The following is a 17,016-nucleotide window of genomic DNA, read 5'->3' as shown; positions in this document are numbered from 1 at the left end:
TCACCGCTCCCACTTCTTCATCGTGATCGTGGTGCCCTTTCCGACTTCGGACACGATATCGAATTCATCCATCAGGCGCTTGGCGCCGGGCAGGCCGATGCCGAGGCCGCGCGACGTGGTGTAACCGTCCTGCATCGCGAGATCAAGGTCGGCGATGCCGGGCCCCTTGTCTTCTGTGACGATCAGCATGCCGCGCCGCGCTCCTTGCTGGATCAGTTTCAGCCGCATGTGGCCCGACTGCGCATACAGGACCGTATTGCGCGCGATTTCCGAAATCGCGGTAGCGATGATGGTGCGCTCGCTGTTACTGAAGTGCAGTGCGGCCGCAAGTTGCTTGCCGCACTGCCTGGCTTTCAGCACATCGACATCCGAGCGCAAAGGCATCACGGTTTCCGCGGCGTCAGGCACTTGAAGCATGTTTTTTTCCGCTCCGCGAACGCAGTATCGAAAGCCCGTCTTCCAGGTCCATCGCGACGATGATGCCGTCGAGCCGCAAGCCGAGCTGCACCATCGACATCGCAACTTCCGGCTGGATGCCGACGACCACGGTTTCCGCGCCCAGCAGCCTGGTCATGTTCGCGATCGCGCGCAATGTGCGCGCGGCGAAGGAATCCATCAGTTCCAGCACCGTGACGTCGATCAGCACCGCGCGCGAGCGGTACTGCCTGCATTTCGCGACGAGCTGGTCGCGCAGGTTCAACAGCTCCGCGTCGGTCAACTCGTCCTGGATGGAAGCGATGAGGAAGTCTTCTTGTTTGAGGATGGGAACGCCCATGGGGAGTCCTTTTTATTTTCGCCCGCGCTCAGCGCGCTTCTGTTTCTACCCTTACCATTTTGTACCCCGCGAGCCGTTCGGCAAGCTCCAGTCCGCTCTGCATGTCGCCCACCGTCTCGATGCGCCCGAGGTCGATACCGAGCGTCACCATCGTCAGCGCGATGTCCGGCGACACGCCCGACACGATGACCCGCGAGCCCATCAGCCGCGCCGCCTCCACCGTCTGCACCAGGTGGCTGGCGACGCGGGAATCGACATAGGGCACGCCGGTGATGTCGACCACGACCACCTTGGAGCGGGTGTCGCGGATCGAATGCAGCAGTTGCTCGGTCAGCTGCGCGGCGCGGAAGGAATCGATCATGCCGATGACCGGCAGCAGCAGGATGCCGTCGCGGAACGGCAGCACCGGCGTGGAGAGTTCCTTGATCGCCTCCTGCTGGCGGCCGATGGTGCGCTCGCGCGACTCGATGTAAGTGTCGATCGCCAGACCGATATCGAGGAAAGTCAGCTTCATCAGCGACAGGAAGGCGCTGAACGCGCGCTCCGGCTCGTCGCGATAGGTCTCGGACAGGCGCGCGAATACCGTGCGCAGGTAGAAGTTGTACATTCCGAGATAGGCTTTCATCGGCAGCGAGATGCGTTCGTGCACGCTGCCGACCTTGAGCCGGTTTTCGATATAGTCGGTGTCGTAGTTGCCCTCCGTCAGGCGCACGAAGTAATTTTTCTGCGCATTTTTCACGCGGGCAAGCACTTCCGGATCGGAAAAGAAGACGCGCGTCTCCTCGAACGACAGCAGATGCCGGTAAAACTCCTCGATCACCTCGTCCGCATAGCGCTCCGACAGCTCGCCGATGCTCTTGAGCCGGGCCACGTCGTCGTCCCCGAACTGCAGGAAGCGCTTCCGGTTCCCGATTTCTTCGTCATCGATGTTCAGGGCGGCGAGTAGAGAGCGGTCTTTCCGGCGGTGGGCTGGCGCGTCCATGGGCGGTCCTCGTTGTCGTGGGTATACGGCAGGAAATTCGTTAGACGTGGGTTTCGGAAAATGAGGAATGCACGTGGTTGCAGGGACAAGCACGCGCGCCTTGAGCGAGAGCGCCATCCATGTCGCGATGGCGCCGACGACAGTAACATTGAAGGCACGCAACAAACGGCCGACGGCTGTTTGACTGTGTGCCAAGGCGCATAGTTTCCTGAGGATTTCAGGGAGCGCGTCGGGGGCGGGCGGGGGTCTGCCACCGCCGCACGCGCTGTTGTTGCGTCGCACAGCGCGAAGGCGGGGACGACGGGAAGCGAAGGGACGGCAGGCGCCGGAAGAAAAGCTTGTCAGCCGCCGCCGCGCTGCAGCAGGCGCTCGAACTCCTCGGCGGGCACCGGCTTCGAGAACAGGTAGCCCTGCGCGAAATCGCAGCCGCTTGCGGCCAGGAGCTGGCGCTGCGCCTCGGTTTCGACGCCTTCGGCGACGACCTTGATGCCGAGCTTGTGCGCCATTACGATGATTGCCTCGCACAGCGCAAGGTCGTCCGATCCGGCGGCAAGGTTGCGCACGAAGGCCTGGTCGATCTTGAGGTAGTCGATGTCGAATTTCTTCAGGTATGCGAGCGAGGAGTAACCGGTGCCGAAGTCGTCCAGCGCCACCTGCACGCCATGGTCGCGGAAGGTCAGCAACTGCTCGGTCACGGCGGGCGACGCATCCATCAGCAGGCCTTCGGTGATCTCGACCAACACGCTCTGGCCGGGCAGCTGCAACATGGCAAGGTAGTCCAGCCATGCGGCCTGGTCGATGCCTTCCTTCTGGAATTGCAACGGCGACACATTGACGCTGATCTGGAACTGCGGGTCGTAGCGGCCGCGCCATTGCGCCGCCTGCCGCGCCGCTTCACGGAACATCCACTCGCCGATATCGACGATCATGCCGGTCTCCTCGGCAACCGGGATGAATTCCGCCGGGCTGATCATCCCGCGCACCGGGTGGACCCAGCGCACCAGCGCTTCCGCCTTGCGGATCGCACCGGTCGAAAGGTCGACGATCGGCTGGTAGGCCACACGGAACTGTTTCTCGGAAAGCGCGGTACGCAAGTCGCTTACCATGCGCTTGCGCGCCTGCGCTGCCTGCTGCATCGAGGCGGTGAAATAACTGTAGCGGTTGCGCCCCTGCGCCTTGGCGGCATACATCGCCTGGTCGGCGTTCTTCAGCAGGGTGTCGATTTCGATGCCGTCGTCCGGATAGAAAGTAATGCCGATGCTGGCGGAAATGTAGACTTCCTCGGTACCGAGCTGGAAAGGCTCGGCGAGCGCATGCAGGATCTCGTTCACTGCGCGTTCGACCGCCTGCGGGCCGTCCAGCTCGTCGAGGATCACGGTGAACTCGTCGCCGCCCAGGCGCGCCACGGTGTCGGACTCGCGCACGCAGGTGCGCACGCGCTGCGCCGCGAGCTGCAGCAGGCGGTCGCCCATGACGTGGCCGAGCGTGTCGTTGACTTCCTTGAAGTAGTCGAGATCGAGGAACAGCAGCGCGGCCGGCTGTTCGCTGCGGTGCGCCTTCTTGATTGCCTGCTCCAGCCGGTCATGGAACATGCTGCGGTTGGGCAACCCGGTCAGTGCATCGAAGTTGGCCTGTTTCCAGATCAGCTCGTCGGTTTCACGCTTTTTCGTGATATCGGAAAACAGGCACACGATGCACTGCGGCAATCCGTCTTCATTGTAGATCGTGTTGACCGACAGCCAGCGCAGGAAACGCTCGCCGTTCTTGCGGCGCGACCACAGCTCGCCGCGCCAGCGGCCGGACTCGGCGAGAGCTGTCCACATGCTCTCGTAGACTTCCTGGTCATCCTCCAGCGATTTGAGGAGGCGAACGTTCTTGCCGACCACCTCGTCCAGCGTGTAGCCGGTGATTTCCGTAAACGCCGGATTGATGGTGATGATCGCGCCGTCCGGATGGACCACAGTCATCGCTTCGCTGCTGTTCTGGTAAATCATCGACGCCAGCCGCAGCGAATCCTCCGCCAGCTTGCGCTTGGTAATGTCGAAGACGATGGAAAACAGCAGCGTCTTGCCCTGGAACTCGATCGCCGAGGAATGCACTTCGACGGTACGGACTTCGCCGCTGGCCAGGCGGTGGTAAAAAACGAAATAGTTGCGCTGCTCGTGCAGGGCGCGTCCCATTTCGCGCCGGATTTCCGCCTCCGGCTGGGTGTTGATCTGGCTGATGCGCATCCCGCGCAGCGTCTCTTCGCCATAGCCGTAGAATGCCGCCGCGGCGAGGTTGGCGTCGGCAATGACGCCATCTGCCGGATCGATCAGCAGCATGATCGAACTGTGCTTGTGAAACAGCTTGCGAAACAGTTCTTCACTGGCGGAAGATGCCGCGAGCCTTGTCAAAAGGTTATCCAGCATGGCGGTTGCCGGCGATAAAAAATATCAGTAGGACATAGATTAACTCTTTCTTGTCGTCATGTCGCAGAAGAATCTTCAGGTTGACGTCTTCGCAACCGCGCAGGACGGGCGGCGTCAGGAGCCGGTGCCCGGCACCGCCCCCGGCGCCGGCGACTCCTGAATGCTGCGCATGCCGGAGCCGGCGTACGTGATGCCGACGATCGCGACCAGCAGCAGGCCGGCGCCCGCAAACAGTTGCGGCAACGCAATGCTGCGCATCAGCAGCCCGGTCAGGGCCGAGGACATCGGCGCGATGCCCAGGAAGATGAACATGAACAAGGCCATTGTCCGGCCCAGCAGCGCTGGCGGCGCCGCGCGCTGCAGCCAGGTATACACCTTGACCTGCACCACGCCGCCGAGCATGCCGATCGCCAGCAGCAGCAGGCCGCCCTGCCAGGTCGCGTCGATCAGGCCGAGCGGCATGAACAGCAATCCGATCACGCCGTCGAGCAACAGCAGCGTGGCGCCGAAGCTGCGCAGGCGCAGCCCGGGCCGGATGCCGCTCAACATCATGCCGAGCAGGGTGCCGGCGCCATGCGCGCCCACCAGCACACCGAGCGCAGCGGCGCTGTCGCCGATCCGCTCGGCCAGCACCGGCACCGCAACATGCACCGGGCCGCTGATGAACAGGGCGATCGCCGCCCAGTATGCAAAGCAGACGCGAAGGCTGCGTTCGTTCCAGCAGTACCGCAAGCCTTCCGCCACTGATTTCCATACCGATCCCGCATCGGCCTGCGCCGGCGCCGGATGCGCGCGCAGCGTCACGCGGGCCAGCGTCCATGCGGACGCCGCATAGCTGATTGCATCGAACAGGAAGGCGAGCGCCAGTCCCTGCGCATCCTGCATTCCGCCGGATGCGCTGCCGGAGACCGCGATCAGGCCGCCGGCCAGCAGCGGGCCGATGAAGAACGACAGCTGCCGGATGCCCATCATCGCGCCGTTGGCTTGCTGCAAATGTTCGGGACGGACCACATGCGGCATGATGGACGAGCCGGCCGGGATGCTGAAGGCGGTCGACAGCCCGATCGCGAACGCCAGCGCATACACCAGCGGCAGGCTGGCGTGGCCGGTAAAGACCAGCGCGGCCAGCGCGCCGAGCAGCAGGGTGTTGAGGTATTTCGTCAGCATCAAAACCCGCTTCGGGGAATGGCGATCGACCAGCGCGCCGCCGACCAGGATGAACAGCGCGCGCGGGATGCTGGTCACCGCCAGCACCGTGCCGAGCACCAGCGGATCGCCGGTCATCTTCAGCACCAGCCACGGCAGCGCGATCAGCGTGAACTGGTCGCCGACCATCGAAACCAGCGCGCCGGCGGCGAGCCAGAGGAAGTTGCGGTCGCCCCGGAGGGCGCGGTTGTCTGTCTGTTGCTTGTGCATCGTCGATTCCTTGTTGTTTTAGCCGATGGCGCACGCCGGCCTCGGGAAACAGCCGCACGACGCGGCTGCAGCCGGTCCCGACCGGCAGCTCCGGTTCGTTCAGGTGCGCCGGCCGCAGCTTGCGGTGCACCTCCGGGTCCTTGCCCAAGACCGCAACGTTTGCCGACAGCGCGCCGCACAGGTCCGCCGCCCGCGGGCGGGCGCGTGGTCCAGCTCCATGAGCGCCAGTTCGCCGATTGCCGGCAGCACGGCGCGGCCTTTCTGCGCGGGAGACCGCACTCTAGAGCCTGACGCAAGGTGAGGGTCAAGCGGGATGCGGCACGCTGCAACGCATTCGCTCTGCGGCCGCAGCCGCCGGCGATGAAAAACAACACCGGCGCAGCAGTGCACAGCGGCATTGACTGTTATCAAATGCCCGTCATTTGGGGTCGGGGATGATGGCTCAAACAGAAGCCGCACCGTCCCGCGCAGCGGCCGCGAGCCAGGGAGCCCCATCCAGTTTGAGGTGTTACGTGTACCACGCGACTTTGAGCAGCCGGATCACGGCAGGCCTTCTATGCATCATGCTCGCCGCCTGCGGCGGGGGCGGCGGCGGTGGCGGCGATGCCACGGGCGCACAGCCGGCCACCACGAACAACAACGGCGGCACGCCCGCCACGGGAGGCACCGGCAGTACAGGCAGCAGCACCGGCGGCAGTCCGGCGCCGGCATCCCAGGGCGCCACACCGCCCGCCACCACCGGCAACCAGAACACGCCACCTTCGACTTCTGTCCCGCCTGCCGCCGGCAACAGCGGCGGCGGCACGACCGGCGGCACCAACACCGGCGGTACCAATACTGGCGGCAGTGCGACCGGCGGCACCGTCAGCGCCGACGCAACGCAGGCGCGCTTCAGGCAGCCGCTGGGCATCGCGCGCGATAGCGCCGGCAATCTGTACGTCGCCGACGCCGGCAACTACACGATCCGCAAGATCGCCACGACCGGGGTGGTGACCACCCTCGCCGGCTCGGCCGGCGCCAGCGGCAGCAGTGACGGCACCGGCAGCGCCGCCCGCTTTTCCGCGCTGAGGAGCATCGCGGTCGATAGCGCCGGCAACATCTACGCAGTCGACAACAACGCGGTGCGCAAGGTGAGTCCGGCCGGCGTCGTGACCACCCTGGCCGGAGTGGCGGCAGAACCGGGCGACGCCGACGGCACCGGTGGCGCGGCGCGCTTCCGCCAGCCCTGGGGGATCGCGGTCGACGCTGCCGGCAACGCCTACGTGGCCGATACCGAAAACGCGGTGGTACGGCGCATCACGCCGGCCGGCGTGGTCAGTACCGTGGCCGGTACGCGCGGCATGCGCGGGCGCGCCGACGGCTCGGCGGCGACCGCCACCTTCCTCGGGCCGATGGGGATTGCCGTGGATGCCGCCGGCAACCTGTTCCTGACCGACTGGTACGGCCCGCCGGCGCCGAACATCCCGGAAGGCAGCACCTTCATCCGCAGGATAGGCGCGGATGGCGGCGTCAGCACGATCGCCGGCACCCTGAACGGCGAGACCGGGCCGGCGGCATTCATGGATACCTTTGCGCTCACGACCGACGGCTCGGGCAACGTCTTTGTCGCGGCAATGCGCAGCGTGCGCCGGGTGAGCGCGACCGGAACCATCACTACCGTCGCCGGCCCGGCCACGCAGTTCCAGTCGCTCGCCGGCATCATCATCGACGCCGCCGGCAACCTGTACGTGACCGACGCCTCCAGCCATACCGTCAGCAGGGTCAGCCCGACGGGGGGGATCACTACCGTCGCCGGCCGCACCGAAGAAGCGGGCAGCGCGGACGTGCCCTGACCGGCCTTTCTCCGCGATCCGTGCCGCCGGCACGGATCGCTCCCTTCGCCCGCGCTGTCCAGGCGGAATTCCCGCAGCGCTTTGCTGTCGTAATGACAGGTGGGACCCTTGCCGAGGCGGCGGCCGTCATCCTGACTGGCCGTTAATTCTGTATTTTTCGAAGAAAACAACATGTTTTCTTCGGTTTTAATTGTTTAACAACGCCTCTATGATGTCCCTGTTCATGGGCACCGTGCCCGGGAGAGAGAAATGTCTGAACAGGTGGAATGGGAAGTGGTCGATGCGCCGCGCGCGACCGGAAAACAACACAGCGCGCGCGACACGATGCGCATGCTGCTGGGCAAGTGGTGGCAATGGAAGGTCGCCGGCACCGCGGCGGTCACGCTGCTCACGCTGGCGCTGTTCGCGACGCTGACCGGCGCCGCAGTCTTGCTGTTCGCCGTCGGGTCGCTGCTGTCCGTGGCAATACGGAAACTGAAGTCCTGGCTGGGAGACGGCAGGCGAGACGGCGGGCTGATGAAGTCCTGTGATCCGCTCGGCCCGCGCCGCTGACCGCGGGCCGAGCGCGCCCCGCGAAATCGCAGGCAGTGCTCAAGGCCTGAGCACGACCTTGATGCAGTCGTCCTGCTTGTTGCAGAAAATGTCGTAACCGCGCGCCGCCTCATCGAGCGGCAGGCGGTGCGTGATCACCGCGGTCGGGTCGATCTCGCCGCGCTGGATGCGTTCCAGGAGCGGGCGCATGTAGCGGTGCACATGCGTCTGCCCGGTCTTGATCGTGAGCGAACGGTTCATTACCGAGCCGAACGGCACCTTGTCGAGGAAGCCGCCGTATACCCCGGGAATCGACACCACGCCGCCATTGCGGCAGGCCATCAGCGCCTGGCGCAACGCCACCGGGCGGTCGCTTTCCGCTGCCAGCGCCTGCTTGACCCGGTCGTAAGCGCCGAGGATGCCCATGCCGTGCGCCTCCATGCCGACCGCGTCGATGCAGGCATCCGGCCCGCGCCCGCCGGTCATGTCCTTGAGCGCCTTTGCGACATCGACCTCTTCATAATCCAGCGTGACCGCTTTCGATATCTCGCGCGCCATGCGCAGCCGTTCCGGGAAGCGGTCGATCGCGATCACCTTTTCCGCGCCCAGCAGGTAGGCGCTCTGGATCGCGAACTGGCCGACCGGGCCGCAGCCCCAGACCGCGACCACCGCGCCCGGCTTGATCTCGCACGCCTCGGCGGCCATATAGCCGGTCGGCAGGATGTCGGACAGGAACAGCACCTGCTCGTCGGTCATCCCATCCGGCACCTTGAACGCGCCGACGTCGGCGAAGGGCACGCGCGCATATTCCGCCTGGCCGCCCGCATAGCCGCCGGTGATGTGGGAATAGCCGAAGATGCCCGCGGGTGAATGCCCCCACATCTTTTCCGCCATCCAGGCATTCGGGTTCGAGTTCTCGCACACCGAATACAGCTTCTCCTGGCAGAAGAAGCAGTTGCCGCAGGCGATAGGAAAGGGGATGACGACGCGGTCGCCTACCTTCAGGTTCGTCACGTCGCGCCCGAGCTCGACGATTTCGCCCATGAATTCATGGCCAAGGATGTCGCCCTTTTCCAATGCCGGCACGAAGCCGTTGTAGAGATGCAGGTCGGAGCCGCAGATCGCAGTGGAGCTGATCTTCACGATCGCGTCGCGCGGATTGATGATTTGCGGATCGGGCACGTTATCGACCCGCACATCCCGTTTGCCGTGCCAGACCAGCGCTCTCATCCCGGTTGTCCTTTCCTGAAAAGCAGGCGGTTGGCCGCACCGCGTTCGCCCGACGCCTGGCCGATCGTGGTCGGGATCTCGCCGGTCTCGATCAGCCACTTGAAGCGGCGCAGGTCTTCGTCGATCTGCTGCGACGGCTCTTCGGCGAACAGCCTGGCCGCCAGCGCGCCGGCCAGCCCGCCCGGCGGGCTGTAGCGCATCAGCACGCGCACGATGGCGCCCCGTCCGCCGATCCCGGGTTCGAAGCGCACCGTGCCCTCGTTATCCACTTGAGAGCCGGGCAGTGAGCGCCACGCGAGCTCGCGGCCGGGGACGTCCTCCACCAGTTCCGCATCCCATTCCACCGAGGTGCCGGCCGGCCCCTTCGCCTTCCAGTGCATGCGGTTCTGGCCGGTCAGCTGCACCGATTCCAGATGCTTCATGAAGCGCGGGAAGCTCTCGAAGTCGTGCCAGAAGCGGTAGCACTCGTCGGGCGTGCGGTTGATGCTGATGCTTTTTTCCACCAGCACGTCGCCGGTCACCGTCGGCCCCTGTCCCATCTGCTTGCGCTGCGTATTGTCGATGCTCGACAGCAGGTCGAGCACCGCGATGCCGGCAACCGCGGCGGTCGTCCATGCGAGGCGGCGCCGGTTGGCCCGGCCTTGCGGAGTGCGCGCGGCGGCGCCAAGCAGCGCCAGGTCCAGCGCATCGCCCGCCACTCGCGTCCATAGCCAGTTTGCCGGTCGCCGCTGGCTGAGGATGCCGACGCCGCTGGCGATCTCGCGCGCGCCCAGCCCGCGCATCACGGCGGGCCGCTCCTGCGCGCCGATGGCGCGCGACATGCCGCGCGGCGCGATCAGCTGCGCCAGGCCCAGCCCGATGCTGAACCAGCCGAGCGCCCGCGCGAGCTGTTCGGCACGGTCGGACTTGGGGGAATGGTAGAAGGTATCGAAGGCAGGATGCTCTTGCTGGATGCTGTCGTCCGGCGCCGGGCTGACGGCACTGACCGGGGCCGGCGCCTGGCCCGGCTGCGCCGGGCTTGCTGCTTGGTCTTGCATGGCGAACTCCTCCTTGCGCTAGCCTCGGGCGAATGAATCATGCTGCGCCACTCGGACTACCGGATGACAAGAACGCCGCCGCCGGGGCATGCGGGCGGCGCTTCGAGCAAGTTAGTCAGGCTTTTCGAAAGGGGAGTTCCCGCCCGGGCGCATGGAGCACGGCGGATGACATGCTGAAAAAATGAGCAAGGGAATGCTTGCTGCAGGGGAGCGGCCTTACTGCGTCGGCGGCTGGTCCTTGTTTTCGCGGCTCATCGTGGCCATCTGCTCGAAGGTTTCCCACGGCAGCTCGGTCACTTCCGGCTTCGGGATGTGGCGATAGTTTTCCAGGCCTTCGTTGATGTAGTCGTCCGACTCTTCACTGGCCTTGGCATCCTCGCCGCCGTCGGCCTTGACTTCGCCGTCGCGCGGCACGGTGACGGCCTGGGTTGCTTCCTTGATCGGGAAACGCCAGTAGATCTTGTCCAGCTCCAGCCCGCAGGACTTGCGCACATGGTCGCGCAGGGTCATCTCGATGATGTGGGACAGGCGGAAGCGCTTCATCGGCTCCGATTCGACGATCGCGGTATAGCGCCCGCTGTTGTCGAAGGTGGTGGCATCGGCGGAGACCGCGACGCCGCTGCGCCGGAAGTATTCGATGATGGTGTTGCGGATGAGCGCAGCATGACGCCGGGCGCGGCGCTCCTTGACCCGTGCCGAACTGACATGGGCGACGATGCCGGTGATGAGGGCAGCAAGGACGGCGATCAGCGTCAGAGTAACTGCGTCAACATTGAAAGACATTCTTGTTCGACCTCGCTGGCGGGGGCTGTTTTCTGCGGGTGGCTTGATCCAAGATCATATCACCACGGAATGCGAAATGACTTGAATTGATGCAATCCCGGACCGGAGCCGCGCCGCGCCGGGCAACGCCGGTTCTTTTCGGGGAAGGGCCGCCCGCGCCACGTACCGACGGGCGACGCGGTTGTAGGAGCGGCACCGACGGCCTAGCCGGCGCAGCGCCGCCCAGCCGGAAAACATGGTCAGGTTGACAACCGGCGCGTGCCCGGGCGCCCTCTAGTCCGACTTCGCCAGCAACGTGAAATGCTCGACCACCGGCGGCGCGGCGAAGTAGGGTCCGACGATGCCGCGCCATTCGGTGAAGGCGGGCGACTGACGGAAATCGACGGTATGGTTTTCCAGCGTTTCCCAGAAGATCATCAGGACATAGCGCTCCGGCGTTTCGATCCCCTTGTTGACCTTGTAGCCGCGAAAGCCCTTGGCCTTGGCGATCACCTGCTCGACGCCGCGCCGGATGGCGTCGTCGAATTCGGCCTGCTTGCCGGGCTGGATGCGGATGTCTGCGAATTCCAGGATCATGCTGGTTTCCCTTTCAGTGAAGATTGCCGGCATTATCCCATCTCTATTACCGCCCGGTCAGCCCGCCGCGCGCGCACCGCGCTTGCGCGGTGCCTTTTCCCGTGTGACCGCGCGCGCCAGGCGCTCCTGCAGCAGCGCCACCACGGCGGCTTCTTCCGGGTCGAGCGCATGCAGCTCATGCGCGAGTTCATCGCGCGCCCGTTCGCGCATCGCTTCCAGCATGGTGCCGTCGAGATAGGATTCGATCACCGCCGGATGCACATAGCATTTGCGGCAGATGCTCGGCGTGTTGCCGAGCTTCTCGGCCACCGATTCGATCGCCCGCACCACATTCTTCTTCGCCTGCGCCTCGGAATCGAACTTTTCATATTCCTGCAGCGCCAGCGCCGCCAGCACCGTGCCCGACCACGTGCGGAAATCCTTCGCGGTATAGTCCTCGCCGGTGATCTCGCGCAGGTAGTCGTTGACGTCGGCCGAGCCGACCGTGCGCTGTTCGCCGGCGTCGTCCACATACTGGAACAGTTCCTGCCCAGGCAGGTCGCGGGTGCGGCGGATGATGCGCGCCAGGCGCGGGTCGCCGACCCGGATCGAATGCTGCACGCCGCTCTTGCCGCGGAAGCGGAATTCGACTTCGCTGCCGTCGATGCGGACATGGCGGTCGCGCAGCGTGGTCAAGCCGAAGGACTTGTTGTGGCGCGCGTACTCCTCGTTGCCGATGCGCATCATCGTCGCTTCCAGCAGGTAGACAATGGTGGCCAGTACCTTCTCGCGCGGCAGGCCGGGCAGCTTGAGCGCGTCATTGACCCGCTTGCGGATCACGGGCAGCGCCCTGCCGAAATTGAGCATGCGCTCGTACTTCGCTTCGTCGCGCACGCTGCGCCAGCGCGCGTGGTAGCGGTATTGCTTGCGCCGCTTGGCGTCGCGCCCGGTGGCCTGGATATGGCCGTTGGACCAGGGGCAGATCCAGACTTCGGTCCACGCGGGCGGAATCGCTAGCGCCTTGATGCGGGCAAGCGTCTCTTCATCGCGCACCGTCTTGCCGTCGGGGGCGAGGTAGCGGAACCCGTCCTTGTCGGCGACGCGCGTAATGCCGGCGACGCCGTCGCCGACGTAGCGCAAGCCGACCTGTTTTGCTGTTGCAACAAGATCCTCGCCGTTGGCGGCTGCCGCCGTCGCGGCGGTGCTGTCGGTCGCTTTTTTCATGCAATCTCCGGGGTGAGGCAGATTGGCTGTCATTCCTCGTTCCCGTCAGACCATGTTTGCCATCAAGTGGTTGCGCGTCCCGTATTTTCCTTGCAACGCAGGGGTTTCTTTTCGACACGCTTGCCGGTCGCGCTCACGCTTCCGCGGCAACGTCTTCCTCCGCTTCGGCGGCGAGCGGAATCCACAGCCGTACCGTGGTGCCTTGGCCCGGGATGCTTTCGATGCGCACTTCGCCGCCCAGCATGCCGACCCGCTCTTCGATGCCGATCAAGCCGAAACGATGCGCCTTGCGCCGGTCGCCGGCGTGCATGCCGACGCCGTTGTCCGCGATCGACATTTCCAGCTCGCGGGCGTTGATGGACAGCGAGATGCGGACCAGCGTTGCACGCGCGTGGCGTCCGATATTGTTGAGCGATTCCTGCAGGATGCGAAACACCGCGGTTGCCTGCGCCTCCGGCACCGCCTGGCCGCCGTCCTGGATCGCCGCCTCGCAGCGCACATTGTTGCGTCGTTCGAACTGCGAGACCTGCCACTCGATCGCCGCCGCCAGCCCGAGGTCGAGCACCGACGGACGCAGATTGTTCATGATCGCGCGGATCGACTTCAAGGTCGTATCGACATATTCGAGCGCGGCCGCAGTGCGCTCCCGCAGCCGGGAATGGCGCGTGCCGGCGCGCGCGTGCAGCGCCGAAATATCGAGCCGCAGCACGAGCAGGTTCTGGCCCAGTTCGTCATGGATCTCGCGCGCGATGCGCTTGCGCTCGTCTTCCCGTATGCGCTCCTGGTAGGCCGCCAGCTCGCGCAGCGTCGCCTGCGACTGGCGCAGCGCCTCTTCCGCCTTCTTGCGCTCCTCGATCTGGTGTTCGAGCTGGTCGATCACCGCGCGCAGCTTGGTGGTCGAGGGCAATTCCATCGCCTTCGGAATCATCGGCAGCATGCGCACCGCGGTAGCGACCGTGGCCACGGCCGCCAACGCCCGGAACGCCGCGTCGAGCCAGTAGACCGGCTGCCAGATCGCCCAGATCGCAAGGAAACGGCTGGTGCCGCACGCAAACAGGAATACTGCGAACAGCACGAATACCTGGTTGAAATTGAGGTCGCGCGGCTTGCGCCGCAGCACCAGGAGCGCGGCCGCGATCGCATAAAAAGCGATCCCGGTAAGCGCATCGGAGACGGCATTCGTCCACAGCAAGTCCGGCATCCACTGGTAACACTGGCCGAGAGGCATGAATCCTTGCGCGGAAAACCATTGTGCGAGTAAGTCAGTCACATCTCCTCCCCTGCTTGTCCCTGCCGCGGGTGGCGCGGCAAGGTGGAAGTGTAGCAGCGTAACTTAACTTTTTGTCACTAACAAAAGCACGAAAAGTTGCAAAAAGCACCCGGCCGCAATCCGAGGTAGCATGTGTCGCACAAAATGTTGCAGCGCCGTTGCATGGCGGGACGGCGCTGCCCAATACCAAAATGCAGAAGCGGACCGCCGTTCACGGCCGGCGCCGCGAAAGGGGGCGACATGCGGCCATTCCTCGATAAATATCGCGTTCTGTTCTGGATCAGCCTGCTGCTGCTGGCGGGCTTTCTCGCCGCCGGCATCGCGGCCTACCGGATGACGCACGATGCGGTGCAGCAAGGCATCACCGGGCAGGCTTTGCCATTGGCAAGCGATGCGCTGCGCTCGGAAATCCGGGCCCAGGCGGCGCGCGCCGCGGCCGCGGCAGCCTCGGTCGCCGCCGACGGCCTGGTGCGCGAATGGCTGCTCGCCGGCGAAGGCGACAGCGCGGCGGCCGTGCGCTACCTGGCGGAACTGCGCGAGCGCCATGGCGCGTCCAGCATCTTCCTCGCCTCCGGGCGCACGCTCAACATTACCCACTCCGAAGGCGCGCAAGGCCGCCTGCAGGAAGGCGATCCGCCCGACGCCTGGTTTTTCCGCATGCGCAGCACGACTGCGCCGTATGCCGCGGGACTCGACATCGACCACGACAACGGCAACGCCGCCACCCTCTCGATCCACTACCGCGTGCTCGACGGCGACGGCGGCTTTCTCGGCGTGGCCGGGGTTGCGATGCGGGCTGACAGCCTGGCGCGGCTGATCGACAGCCAGGAACGGCATGCCGGCCGCCGCGTGTATTTCGTCGACGCGCAGCGCCGGCTGCTGCCGGCCGGCCCGCCGGGCCCGCACGCCGGGCTGGAGCTTGCCCAGGCGCCGGGCCTGCGCGACATCGCCGGCGCGCTGCTGCACGGCGGCGAACGGCAGTCAGTGCTGCAGTATGAGCGGGAAGGCGCCGCCGTCTACGTCGGCGCGCGCTTCCTCCCCGAACTCGGCTGGCATCTCCTGGTCGAGCAGGACAGCACGGAAGAGCTGCGCCCGGCGCGCCGCGCCTTCCTGCTGATTCTGAGCATCGGCAGCGCCGTCACGCTTGCGGTGCTGGCGCTGCTGCTGCTGACAGTCAACCGCTATTACCGCCGGCTGGAAGCGATGGCGGGCAGCGACCCGCTGACCTGCCTGCTGAACCGCCAAGCCTTCGACCTGATTTTCCGCCAGGCGATGTTGGACGCCGAGCGCAGCGGGCGGCCGCTGTCATGCATCCTGTTCGACGTGGATTTCCTAAGGCAGGTCAACGACACGCACGGCGATATCGCCGGCGACGAGGTGCTGCGCACGCTGGCGCAGATTGCGCGCTCGATGCTGCGCGAAAGCGATGTGCTCGCGCGCTGGGGCGGCGAAGAATTCATCGTGCTGCTCAAGGATTGCCCGCTGGAGCAGGCGGTGGGAGTGGCGGAAAAGCTGCGCGCCGAGATCGACGGCCACGATTTTTCGCCGGCGGTGCCTGACCGTCACATCACGGTCAGCCTCGGCGTGGCCAGGCATGAGCTCGGCGAGCCGCCGTCGATGTTCCTGCGGCGCGCCGATGAAGCCTTGTACAAGGCGAAGGCAAACGGGCGGAACCGGCTGCAGGTCGCCCGCGCCGGCGGCCTGGGAGGCAGCGCCGCCGGCGTGTCGGAGGGCGCCGCCTGACGGCGCCCCGCCGTATTGCGGATCAGTAGCTGGTCAGCGGGACCGGCTGGCCGCCCTTGAACGTAAACACCGTCACCGGCGACGACTTCATGTTGCCCTTGTCGTCGAACGCATAGGTGCCGGCCACGCCCTTGTACGTGCCCTTGGCGATTTCCGCGCCGACCTTGGCGGCGTCGACGGTACCGGCCTTCTTCATCGCTTCGGCGAACAGCATCATGCCGTCATAGAAGGAAGCGGCGTACACGTCCGGGTCCTGGTTGAAGCGCTGCTTGTACTTGTCCTTGAAGGCCGGGCCGGAAGCCGCCTTGTCAAGGATGGCGCCGCCCTGCGCGCACAGCACGTTCTCGCCGACGGCGTCGCCGCCGAGCTTGCCCATTTCCGCGGCACAGATGGTGTCGCCGCCGAGCAGCTTCGCATTGATGCCGAGCTGCTTCATCTGGCGCGCCATCGGGCCGCCCTGCGGCGCGTAGCCGCCGAGGAAGATCGCCTCGACCTTCTTCGCCTTCAGGCTGGTCAGGATCGCGGTGAAGTCGGAAGCCTTGTCGTTGGTGAACTCATGGCCGACCAGGTTCAGGCCGGACGCCTTGGCCTGCTTCTTGAACTCCTCGGCCACGCCCTGGCCGTAGGCAGTGCGGTCGTCGATCACGGCGACGTTCTTCACCTTCAGCTCCTTGGCGGCGTACATCGCCATCTTCGAGCCGAGCTGGGTGTCGCTGGCATTGATGCGGTACAGGTTCTTGTAGCCCTGTTCGGTGATCTTCGGGTTGGAGGCGACGGTTGCCACAACCGCGCCGCCGTCGTTGTAGACGCGCGAGGCGGGAATGGTCACGCCGGAATTGTACGGACCGACGACGAACCTCACGCCGCTGTCGATCATCTTCTGCGCCGCAGCCACGCCGGACTTCGGATCGGCCTGGTCGTCCTCGGAGACCAGTTCGAACTTGATCTTCTTGCCGCCGACGGTGATCGGCTTGGCGTTCAGTTCCTCGATCGCCAGGCGCACGCCGTTTTCATTGTCCTTGCCGGCAAAGGCCTGGGCGCCGGACAGCGGGCCGCTGTGGCCGATCTTGACGACGGTTTCTTGTGCAGCTGCCGCGCCGGCCAGGCCCAGCAGGGCGACGCCGGTGATAATCTTATTGAATTGCATGTCTTTCCTCTCTGAAGTGGCTCTCCAGGCGCGCCGGGATTTTGTCGCGGTGTGCCTATCCTGTGTGAATCGGTGTTTCA

General features: G+C 65.5%; 15 protein-coding genes. 3 read left to right on the top strand and 12 right to left on the bottom strand.

All coding sequences use genetic code 11. The features are described from left to right. From VEC01_RS02415 to VEC01_RS02395, 5 genes are all read right to left on the bottom strand, one after another. Positions 1-417, bottom strand: a complete 417-nt coding sequence (locus VEC01_RS02415; protein WP_324898394.1) for an anti-sigma regulatory factor — start codon at positions 415-417, stop codon at positions 1-3. After that, positions 401-775 (bottom strand): STAS domain-containing protein, encoded by a 375-nt coding sequence (locus VEC01_RS02410; RefSeq protein WP_324898392.1) that lies wholly within the window; start codon positions 773-775, stop codon positions 401-403. Before VEC01_RS02410 ends, VEC01_RS02415 begins: the two co-directional genes overlap by 17 nt. A 28-nt stretch (positions 776-803) precedes the next feature. Continuing rightward, positions 804-1,757 carry a protoglobin domain-containing protein gene (locus VEC01_RS02405; protein WP_324898390.1) on the bottom strand — a complete coding sequence of 318 codons (954 nt, stop codon included), beginning with the start codon at positions 1,755-1,757 and terminating at the stop codon, positions 804-806. A 341-nt stretch (positions 1,758-2,098) separates the two neighbouring features. Then, on the bottom strand, positions 2,099-4,168 hold the full coding sequence (locus VEC01_RS02400) for a putative bifunctional diguanylate cyclase/phosphodiesterase (RefSeq protein WP_324898388.1): 2,070 nt from the start codon (positions 4,166-4,168) through the stop codon (positions 2,099-2,101). Positions 4,169-4,282: 114 nt separating this feature from the next. After that, the gene (locus VEC01_RS02395; protein ID WP_324898386.1) at positions 4,283-5,584 is read right to left on the bottom strand and encodes an MFS transporter; all 1,302 of its coding nucleotides are present in this window, start codon (positions 5,582-5,584) and stop codon (positions 4,283-4,285) included. Positions 5,585-6,147: 563 nt separating this feature from the next. Between VEC01_RS02395 and VEC01_RS02390 the strand changes: the two genes are divergently transcribed. Both VEC01_RS02390 and VEC01_RS02385 read left to right on the top strand, forming a co-directional pair. After that, a complete protein-coding gene (locus VEC01_RS02390; protein ID WP_324898384.1) occupies positions 6,148-7,416 on the top strand; it encodes a hypothetical protein in 1,269 nt (422 codons plus the stop codon). 249 nt (positions 7,417-7,665) lie between these two features. Continuing rightward, positions 7,666-7,968 carry a hypothetical protein gene (locus VEC01_RS02385; RefSeq protein WP_324898382.1) on the top strand — a complete coding sequence of 101 codons (303 nt, stop codon included), beginning with the start codon at positions 7,666-7,668 and terminating at the stop codon, positions 7,966-7,968. A 39-nt stretch (positions 7,969-8,007) separates the two neighbouring features. Here VEC01_RS02385 and VEC01_RS02380 read toward each other — a convergent pair whose 3' ends face one another. The 6 genes from VEC01_RS02380 to VEC01_RS02355 form a co-directional block, all read right to left on the bottom strand. Continuing rightward, on the bottom strand, positions 8,008-9,177 hold the full coding sequence (locus VEC01_RS02380) for a zinc-dependent alcohol dehydrogenase (RefSeq protein ID WP_324898381.1): 1,170 nt from the start codon (positions 9,175-9,177) through the stop codon (positions 8,008-8,010). After that, positions 9,174-10,214, bottom strand: a complete 1,041-nt coding sequence (locus tag VEC01_RS02375; RefSeq protein ID WP_324898379.1) for an SRPBCC family protein — start codon at positions 10,212-10,214, stop codon at positions 9,174-9,176. Before VEC01_RS02375 ends, VEC01_RS02380 begins: the two co-directional genes overlap by 4 nt. 216 nt (positions 10,215-10,430) lie before the next feature. Continuing rightward, positions 10,431-10,997 (bottom strand): hypothetical protein, encoded by a 567-nt coding sequence (locus VEC01_RS02370; protein ID WP_324898377.1) that lies wholly within the window; start codon positions 10,995-10,997, stop codon positions 10,431-10,433. A 273-nt stretch (positions 10,998-11,270) separates the two neighbouring features. Further along, a complete protein-coding gene (locus VEC01_RS02365; protein WP_324898375.1) occupies positions 11,271-11,573 on the bottom strand; it encodes an antibiotic biosynthesis monooxygenase family protein in 303 nt (100 codons plus the stop codon). 57 nt (positions 11,574-11,630) lie between these two features. Next, on the bottom strand, positions 11,631-12,776 hold the full coding sequence (locus VEC01_RS02360; protein WP_324898373.1) for a DNA topoisomerase IB: 1,146 nt from the start codon (positions 12,774-12,776) through the stop codon (positions 11,631-11,633). A gap of 133 nt (positions 12,777-12,909) precedes the next feature. After that, on the bottom strand, positions 12,910-14,046 hold the full coding sequence (locus VEC01_RS02355; RefSeq protein WP_324898371.1) for a sensor histidine kinase: 1,137 nt from the start codon (positions 14,044-14,046) through the stop codon (positions 12,910-12,912). 240 nt (positions 14,047-14,286) lie between these two features. Here VEC01_RS02355 and VEC01_RS02350 point away from each other — a divergent pair, with 240 nt between their 5' ends. Beyond that, the gene (locus VEC01_RS02350; RefSeq protein ID WP_324898369.1) at positions 14,287-15,789 is read left to right on the top strand and encodes a sensor domain-containing diguanylate cyclase; all 1,503 of its coding nucleotides are present in this window, start codon (positions 14,287-14,289) and stop codon (positions 15,787-15,789) included. Positions 15,790-15,811: 22 nt separating this feature from the next. Here the strand turns inward: VEC01_RS02350 and VEC01_RS02345 are convergent, their stop codons facing one another. Further along, positions 15,812-16,936: a branched-chain amino acid ABC transporter substrate-binding protein gene (locus VEC01_RS02345; protein ID WP_324898367.1), complete on the bottom strand. Its 1,125-nt coding sequence runs from the start codon at positions 16,934-16,936 to the stop codon at positions 15,812-15,814. Positions 16,937-17,016 lie beyond the last annotated feature (80 nt).

Origin of the sequence: Noviherbaspirillum sp. (assembly GCF_035627455.1) — a bacterium.
Classification (GTDB): domain Bacteria; phylum Pseudomonadota; class Gammaproteobacteria; order Burkholderiales; family Burkholderiaceae_D; genus Noviherbaspirillum.
This window is presented reverse-complemented; position numbering and strand designations above follow the sequence as displayed.

What these genes read in the sequence shown, in the direction of transcription:
- VEC01_RS02415 (WP_324898394.1), bottom strand. Translation starts at nt 417, where the DNA reads ATGCTTCAAGTGCCTGACGCCGCGGAAACCGTGATGCCTTTGCGCTCG.
- VEC01_RS02410 (WP_324898392.1), bottom strand. Translation starts at nt 775, where the DNA reads ATGGGCGTTCCCATCCTCAAACAAGAAGACTTCCTCATCGCTTCCATC.
- VEC01_RS02405 (WP_324898390.1), bottom strand. Translation starts at nt 1,757, where the DNA reads ATGGACGCGCCAGCCCACCGCCGGAAAGACCGCTCTCTACTCGCCGCC.
- VEC01_RS02400 (WP_324898388.1), bottom strand. Translation starts at nt 4,168, where the DNA reads ATGCTGGATAACCTTTTGACAAGGCTCGCGGCATCTTCCGCCAGTGAA.
- VEC01_RS02395 (WP_324898386.1), bottom strand. Translation starts at nt 5,584, where the DNA reads ATGCACAAGCAACAGACAGACAACCGCGCCCTCCGGGGCGACCGCAAC.
- VEC01_RS02390 (WP_324898384.1), top strand. Translation starts at nt 6,148, where the DNA reads ATGCTCGCCGCCTGCGGCGGGGGCGGCGGCGGTGGCGGCGATGCCACG.
- VEC01_RS02385 (WP_324898382.1), top strand. Translation starts at nt 7,666, where the DNA reads ATGTCTGAACAGGTGGAATGGGAAGTGGTCGATGCGCCGCGCGCGACC.
- VEC01_RS02380 (WP_324898381.1), bottom strand. Translation starts at nt 9,177, where the DNA reads ATGAGAGCGCTGGTCTGGCACGGCAAACGGGATGTGCGGGTCGATAAC.
- VEC01_RS02375 (WP_324898379.1), bottom strand. Translation starts at nt 10,214, where the DNA reads ATGCAAGACCAAGCAGCAAGCCCGGCGCAGCCGGGCCAGGCGCCGGCC.
- VEC01_RS02370 (WP_324898377.1), bottom strand. Translation starts at nt 10,997, where the DNA reads ATGTCTTTCAATGTTGACGCAGTTACTCTGACGCTGATCGCCGTCCTT.
- VEC01_RS02365 (WP_324898375.1), bottom strand. Translation starts at nt 11,573, where the DNA reads ATGATCCTGGAATTCGCAGACATCCGCATCCAGCCCGGCAAGCAGGCC.
- VEC01_RS02360 (WP_324898373.1), bottom strand. Translation starts at nt 12,776, where the DNA reads ATGAAAAAAGCGACCGACAGCACCGCCGCGACGGCGGCAGCCGCCAAC.
- VEC01_RS02350 (WP_324898369.1), top strand. Translation starts at nt 14,287, where the DNA reads ATGCGGCCATTCCTCGATAAATATCGCGTTCTGTTCTGGATCAGCCTG.
- VEC01_RS02345 (WP_324898367.1), bottom strand. Translation starts at nt 16,936, where the DNA reads ATGCAATTCAATAAGATTATCACCGGCGTCGCCCTGCTGGGCCTGGCC.